The sequence below is a fragment of the Pedobacter miscanthi genome (assembly GCF_003315595.1).
GTDB lineage: Bacteria > Bacteroidota > Bacteroidia > Sphingobacteriales > Sphingobacteriaceae > Pedobacter > Pedobacter miscanthi.
In genome coordinates, this window is sequence record NZ_QNQU01000054.1 from 1 (window position 1) to 8,196 (window position 8,196).

Annotated in this window: 1 protein-coding gene; it reads left to right on the forward strand. The window is 42.3% G+C overall.

The features are described 5' to 3' along the window. Positions 1-313: 313 nt before the first annotated feature. Positions 314-8,196 (forward strand): beta strand repeat-containing protein (locus DRW42_RS28210; RefSeq protein WP_208643670.1); only part of this gene is annotated, 7,883 nt, incomplete at its 3' end.

Consider the following 8,196-nt stretch of genomic DNA (forward strand, 5'->3'; position numbering starts at 1 on the left):
CCGATAAACTTGATGTTACCAAATCATCATCAGCTAATGCGATTGTAACCGTTACCAATGGCACAATAGCAGCTGTTAACGATGCAGGTACACAAAACGGTACCACAGGCGGAACAGCCATTACTTCGGTATTGAGCAACGATACCTATAACGATGTTGCAAACGCTGGTGTGGCTTCGGCAGCAAACATTACCATTACCCAAAATAATAACAACAGCAATGGTAAGGTTACTTTAAATACTACAACAGGCGAAGTAACTGTAGCAGCAAACACTCCGGTTGGTACTTATACNATGGTGTTGCAAACTCGGGTGTGGCTTCGGCAGCAAATATTACCATTACCCAAAATAATAACAATAGCAATGGTAAGGTTACTTTAAATACTACAACAGGCGAGGTAACTGTAGCACCAAACACTCCGGTTGGTGTGTATACGATCAATTACACCATTACCGATAAACTTGATATTACCAAATCATCATCAGCTAACGCCGTAGTAACCATTACTAATGGAAACTTATTGGCTAAAGATGATACTGGAACGTCAGGAACAGCAGGCGGAAATGCAGTTGCAAATATTTTAATCAACGATACCTACAACGGGGTTGATAATTCTGCAACCACGGCTTCTGTAACCATTAGCCAGGTTTCTAACAACAGTGCCGGAAAAATTACACTTAACTTAAGCACAGGTTCGGTTGATGTAGCTACGAATACACCGGCTGGTGTTTATGTTGTTGAGTATCAGATTACCGATAAATTAGATGCAACCAAAACTTCAAATGCTAAAATTACAATTACGGTAAGCGCTGCAAACATCCTTGCTAAAGATGATAGCGGAAGCATAGGCGGATTGTTAGGTGGTACTGCAATTAATAATGTACTGGTAAACGACGAGGTAAACGGAGGTCAGCAGGCTACTTTAAGTAATGTAAAACTAGAGCAGGTATCTACCAATAATGCAAAAGTTAACCTTGATTTAAGTACTGGAAAAGTTAACGTTGATCCTAAAACACCGGCAGGTACTTATCAGGTTACCTATAAAATTACCGATCTTTTAGATGCTTCTAAAGTATCTCAGGCAGTAGCTACAGTATTGGTTAATGCGCCGGTTATGGTGGCCAACGCCGATAATGGCAATGCCAATGGTTATACCGGTGGTATAGCTGTTAATAATGTATTGGCAAATGATACTTACGATGGTAACCCGGCTACATTAAACGATGTTACCTTAACGCTAAGTTCATCTTCTGATCCAAAAATTAAATTAAATACAACCAATGGCAATGTAACGGTTGATCCGAATACACCGGCAGGAACATATACCTTAACCTATATTATTACCGATAAACTGAACCCATCATTAACTAAAACAGCTACAGTAACTGTAACCGTTGATTTACCAGTGATGGTAGCCGTAGATGATGCCGGTACAGTAAACGGTTTAACAGGCGGTACAGGTATTAACAATGTATTATCAAACGATACTTACAATGGAAATACAGCTACTTTAAGTCAGGTTTCGTTAACGCAGATATCGACTTCTAATGCAAAAGTCAATCTTGAGGCCGGCACCGGAAAAGTTATTGTTGATCCTAAAACCCCTGCAGGTACCTATACCGTTGTTTATGAGATTACAGATCTTCTAAATCCAACGGAAAAGAAAAGGGCAAATGCCGTAGTAACTGTTGAAGCACCAGAAATGATTGCCAATGCAGATAATGGCACCGTAAATAGTTATACCGGCGGTACAGCGGTTAATAATGTTTTAGCAAATGATAAATACAACGGAAATACAGCTACTTTAACCGATGTTACCTTAACTCAGGTTTCAACATCAAATCCAAATGTTACTTTAGATGTAACTACCGGAAAAGTAAATGTTGCTGCCAATACACTTGCAGGCACGTATACCCTTGTTTATCAGATTACAGATAAGTTAAATCCAACATTAACAAAACAGGCAACCGTAACCGTTACTGTAAACCCTGCTCCGATGATCGCCAATGATGATAATGGATCGGCAAATGGTTTAACAGGTGGCGTAGCAGTTGCTGATGTGCTTGCAAACGATTCTTACAACGGAAGCACAGCAAGCTTAAGCGAAGTTAATTTAACGCAGGTTTCTACTTCAGATCCGAAGGTAAGCCTGAACACCTCAACAGGAGAGGTTATGGTTGCTGCAAATACAAAAGCAGGAACTTATACCCTGGTATATAAAATAGAAGATAAAGCTAATCCTGGTTTATTTAAAAATGCAACAGTTACTGTAACCGTAACTGCACCGGTAATGGTGGCAAATCAGGACAATGGAACTGTTGATGGATTTAACGGCGGTACTGCTGTTAATAACGTACTGGCAAACGATACTTACAATGGTGCACCGGCAATACTATCTAATGTAACTTTAACGCAGGTATCTACAACAAATGCGAACGTTACCCTGGATCCTACAAACGGACAGGTTAATGTAGCTGCAAACACCCCTGCGGGTACTTATACCGTGGTTTACCAGATCGAGGATAAATTAAACCCTGGTTTAACCAAACAGGCCACCGTTACGGTTACCGTAACGGCTCCAGCCATTATTGCTAACAATGATAACGGAACAGTTAACGGATTTACCGGAGGTACAGCTGTAAACAATGTTTTAGCTAACGACTCATACGATGGCAGCACTGCACTATTAAGCAATGTGAACCTGTCGCAGGTTTCTACCTCTAATCCAAACGTAACCTTAGATGCTACAACGGGTAAGGTTAATGTAGCCGCCGGCACTCCTGCAGGCGATTACACTTTGGTTTACCAGATTCAGGATAAGGTTAATCCGGTTCCTTCGCAAACTAAAACGGCTACTGTTACCGTAACGGTAACAAGTCCTGCCTTAGCTGCCAATGCAGATGCAGGTAGCATTAATGGGTTTACAGGTGGTGCAGCCATTAACAATGTACTGGCTAATGATAACTATAACGGAGCACAGGCAACTTTAGCTAATGTTACTTTAACCCAGGTATCTACCACAGATGCTAAAGTTACCCTCGATCCGGCAATAGGAAAAGTAAATGTTGCCGCAGGTACACAGGCCGGTACTTATACCGTGGTGTACCAGATCGCAGATAAGCTAAATCCTGGTCAAACCAAAACCGCTAATGCAGTAGTTACGGTTACCGCGCCGGATATGATAGCTGATAACGATGCCGGAACCATAAATGGTGCAACAGGTGGTACCGCAGTAAATAACGTTTTATTAAACGATACCTACAATGGCAACGTTGCTACCTTAAATGAAGTAACATTATCGCAGGTTTCGACCTCAAACCCGAAAGTTACTTTAGATGTAACTACAGGCAAAATTAATGTTGATTCGAATACACCAGGTGGTACCTATACCTTAGTTTATCAGATTACTGATAAATTAAACCCGGGCTCTACCAAAACTGCAACTGTTACCATCACTGTAGGTGCACCTGTTCTGGTTGCTAATGATGATGCGGGTACAGCCAATGGTTTAACTGGTGGATTAGCAATAGCAGATGTATTGGCGAACGATACCTACAACGGTAATCCGGCTACTTTGGCTCAGGTTACTTTATCACAGGTTTCGACCACAAATGCGAATGTAACTTTAGATCCTGCTACAGGTAAAGTAAATGTTGCTTCAAATACCCCGGCGGGTACTTATACCGTGGTTTATCAGATCCTTGATAAAATAAATCCAACACAGGTTAAAACAGCCAATGCGGTAGTTACCGTTACGGCACCACAGATGATCGCAAATGCCGATTTGGGTACTGCGAATGGTTTTACCGGTGGCGTGGCTGTTCCTAACGTTTTAGTAAACGATACTTATAACGGTGCCCCGGCAACTTTAACCAATATAAACTTAACCCAGGTTTCTACAACAAATGCGAACGTAACCTTAAATCCGGCTACCGGAGAGGTAAATGTTGCGGCAAATACCCCGGTGGGTACTTATACAGTTGTTTATCAGATCGAGGATAAACTGAACCCTGGTCAGAAAACTACAGCAAGCGTAACCATTACGGTTACTGCACCTGCATTAGTGGCTACAGCCGATAATGGTGCGGCCAATGGCTTTACCGGTGGGGTAGCAGTTCCGAATGTTTTAGCTAATGATACCTATAATGGTAACCCGGCTACTTTAAGCAATGTTAATTTAACCCAGGTATCAACCAGCGATCCAAAAGTTACCCTAAATGTAAATACAGGTGAGGTTAATGTAGCGCCAAATACACCAGCCGGAACCTATACCTTAGTTTATCAGATCGAGGATAAATTAAATCCGGGTTTAACCAAATCAGCTAGTGTAACCGTTACCGTAAATGCTCCTGGCATTCTGGCTGTAAACAATTCGGGTACAATTAACGGTTTTGTTGGTGGAACAGCTGTTAACAATATTCTGGCTAATGATACCTATAATGGTACAACGGCAACACTAAACGAAGTTATCCTTTCGCAGGTTTCTACCTCAAACCCGAAAGTTACTTTAGATATAGCTACAGGTAAGATTAATGTTGATCCAAACACACCGGCAGCAACCTATACTTTAGTTTATCGCATTGCAGATAAGGTAAATCCAAGCTTAACTTCAGATGCAACTGTAACAGTTACCGTTTCTGCACCAGCTTTGGTGGCCAACACAGACAACGGTTCTGCAAATGGTTTCGTTGGTGGCGTGGCTGTTCCTAATGTTTTAACAAACGATACTTACAATGGTGCCGCTGCAACTTTAACCAATGTAACCTTAACGCAGGTTTCGATCACAAATGCAAATGTTACTTTAGACCCTGCTACTGGTGCAGTTAATGTATTGCCAAATACACACGCCGGTACTTATACCGTGGTTTATCAGATCGAGGATAAACTGAACCCTGGTCAAACCAAACAAGCCTCTGTAACTGTTACCGTTGGTGCGCCTGCACTTGTGGCTACAAACGACACAGGTTCGGCAAATGGATTTGTTGGTGGTGTAGCTGTTTCTAATGTATTGGCAAACGATACTTATAATGGTGCCGCTGCAACTTTAACCAATGTAACATTAACGCAGGTTTCGACCACAAATGCAAATGTAACTTTAGATCCTGCTACTGGTGCAGTTAATGTATTGCCGAATACACAGGCCGGTACTTATACCGTGGTTTATCAGATCGAGGATAAACTGAACCCTGGTCAAACCAAACAAGCCTCTGTAACTGTTACGGTTGGTGCGCCTGCACTTGTGGCTACAAACGACACAGGTTCGGCAAATGGATTTGTTGGTGGTGTAGCTGTTTCTAATGTATTGGCAAACGATACTTACAATGGTGCCGCTGCAACTTTAACCAATGTAACCTTAACGCAGGTTTCGACCACAAATGCAAATGTTACTTTAGATCCGGCAACCGGACAGGTAAATGTAGCACCAAATACCACTGCCGGTACATATACTGTAGTATACCAGATTGAAGATAAACTGAATCCTGGCCAGAAAACTACTGCCAGTGTAACCGTAACTGTTGATCCAATTGCACTTGTGGCAAATAACGACGCCGGAACTGCAAATGGTTTCACCGGTGGAATTGCCGTTAATAATGTATTGGCCAACGATAACTATAACGGTGGTGCAGCTAGCTTAACCAATGTAACTTTAACACAGGTTTCGACTACAAATACCAACGTTACTTTAGATCCGGCTACTGGTGCAGTTAATGTAGCACCAAATACCACTGCGGGTACTTATACCGTGGTGTACCAGATTGAAGATAAACTGAACCCTGGTTCAACCAAACAGGCAAATGTAACTGTAGCGGTTAATGCACCTGTAATGACTGCAAACGGCGATACCGGAACTGCAAATGGATTTGTTGGTGGTGTTGCTGTTCCTAATGTATTGGCAAACGATACCTATAATGGAGTAAGTCCTGCAACTTTAACCAACGTAACCTTAACCCAGGTTTCGACCACAAATGCAAATGTTACTTTAGATCCTACATCGGGACAGGTTAATGTAGCACCAAATACACCGGCCAGTACTTATACTGTAGTTTACCAGATTGAGGATAAACTGAACCCTGGTCAAACCAAACAAGCCTCTGTAACCATTACTGTTGGTGCACCGGCGCTTGTTGCTACAAACGACACAGGTTCGGCAAATGGTTTTGTTGGTGGTGTAGCTGTTGCTAATGTATTAGCAAACGATACTTATAATGGTACAACTGCAACTTTAACCAACGTAACTTTAACACAAGTATCGACTACAAATGCGAATGTTACTTTAGATCCGGCAACCGGACAGGTAAATGTAGCACCAAATACCACTGCCGGTACTTACACTGTAGTATACCAGATTGAAGATAAACTGAACCCTGGTCAGAAAACTACTGCCAGTGTAACCGTAACTGTTGACCCAATTGCATTAGTGGCAAATAACGACGCCGGCACTGCAAATGGTTTCACCGGTGGAACAGCCGTTAATAATGTATTGGCCAACGATAGCTATAACGGTGGTGCAGCTAGCTTAACCAATGTAACTTTAACACAGGTTTCGACTACAAATACCAACGTTACTTTAGATCCGGCTACTGGTGCAGTTAATGTAGCACCAAATACCACTGCGGGTACTTATACCGTGGTGTACCAGATTGAAGATAAACTGAACCCTGGATCAACCAAACAGGCAAGTGTAACTGTAACGGTTAATGCACCTGTAATGACTGCAAACGGCGATACCGGAACCACAAACGGCTTTACCGGTGGTGTAGCTGTACCTAATGTACTGGCAAACGATACCTACAATGGTACAAGCCCTGCAAGTTTAACCAATGTAACTTTGACGCAGGTTTCGACCACAAATGCAAATGTTACTTTAGATCCTACATCGGGACAGGTTAATGTAGCACCAAATACACCGGCCGGTAATTATACTGTTGTTTACCAGATCGAGGATAAACTGAACCCTGGCCAAACCAAACAAGCCGCTGTAACCATTACCGTTGGTGCACCTGCACTTGTAGCTACAAATGATGCAGCAGCAATTAATGGCATTTCAGGTGGAACGGCGATTGCTGATGTATTGGCAAATGATAGCTATAATGGTAGCACGGCAACACTGGCAAATGTTACCCTGAGCCAAATTTCTACTTCAAACCCTGGTGTAACCTTAGATGTGGCTTCAGGAAAAATAAATGTAGCACCAGGTACACCAGAGGCTACTTATACTTTGGTTTATCAGATTGAAGACAAATTAAACCCAGGTAAAACTACCCAGGCAACTGTAACCATCACGGTAACTGCTGCTCCAATGCTGGCAGTTGATGATAATGGTTCTGCAAATGGTTTTGACGGAGGAATAGCAGTTTCGAATGTATTAACCAACGATTTATTCAATAACGCACCTGCTACACTAACTGGTGTTTATTTAACCGAAATATCTACTGAAAATCCAAATGTGAAATTAAATGTAGGTAACGGACAGGTGTATGTTCAACCAGGTACCCCTGCAGGAGTTTATAAAGTAGTTTATACCATTACCGATCGTGTTAACACAACCGAAATAAAACAAGCAACCGCAACCATTACGGTAACTGCTCCGGTAATGATCGCTAATACAGATAACGGACAGGTTAATGGTGTAACAGGTGGAACCGCGGTTAACAATGTATTGGCAAACGATAGTTATAACGGAGCCGCTGCAACTTTAACCAATGTAACCTTAACCCAGGTATCTACTACAAATAACAATGTTACTTTAGATGGAACCACAGGCGCAGTTAATGTGGCCCCGGGTACTCCGGCAGGTACTTATTCTGTAGTTTATCAGATAGAAGATAAATTAAATCCAGGTTTAACCACACAGGCTACCGTTACCGTAGTGGTAGATGCCCCAGTAATGGTGGCCAATAGCGATGCTGGTTCGGCAAATGGATTTACTGGAGGTGTGGCTGTACCAAATGTACTTTCAAACGATTCGTACAATGGTTCGCCGGCTACCTTAACCAACGTTAATTTAAGCCAGTTATCAACCACTGATCCTAATGTAACCCTCGATCCGGCTACAGGCGCAGTAAATGTTGCTCCGAATACAAAAGCGGGTACCTATACTGTAGCGTACAGAATTGAGGATAAACTGAATCCGGGTTCATTCCAAACAGGAACAGTAACTGTAACCGTTAATGCACCAGTAATGGTAGCCAATAA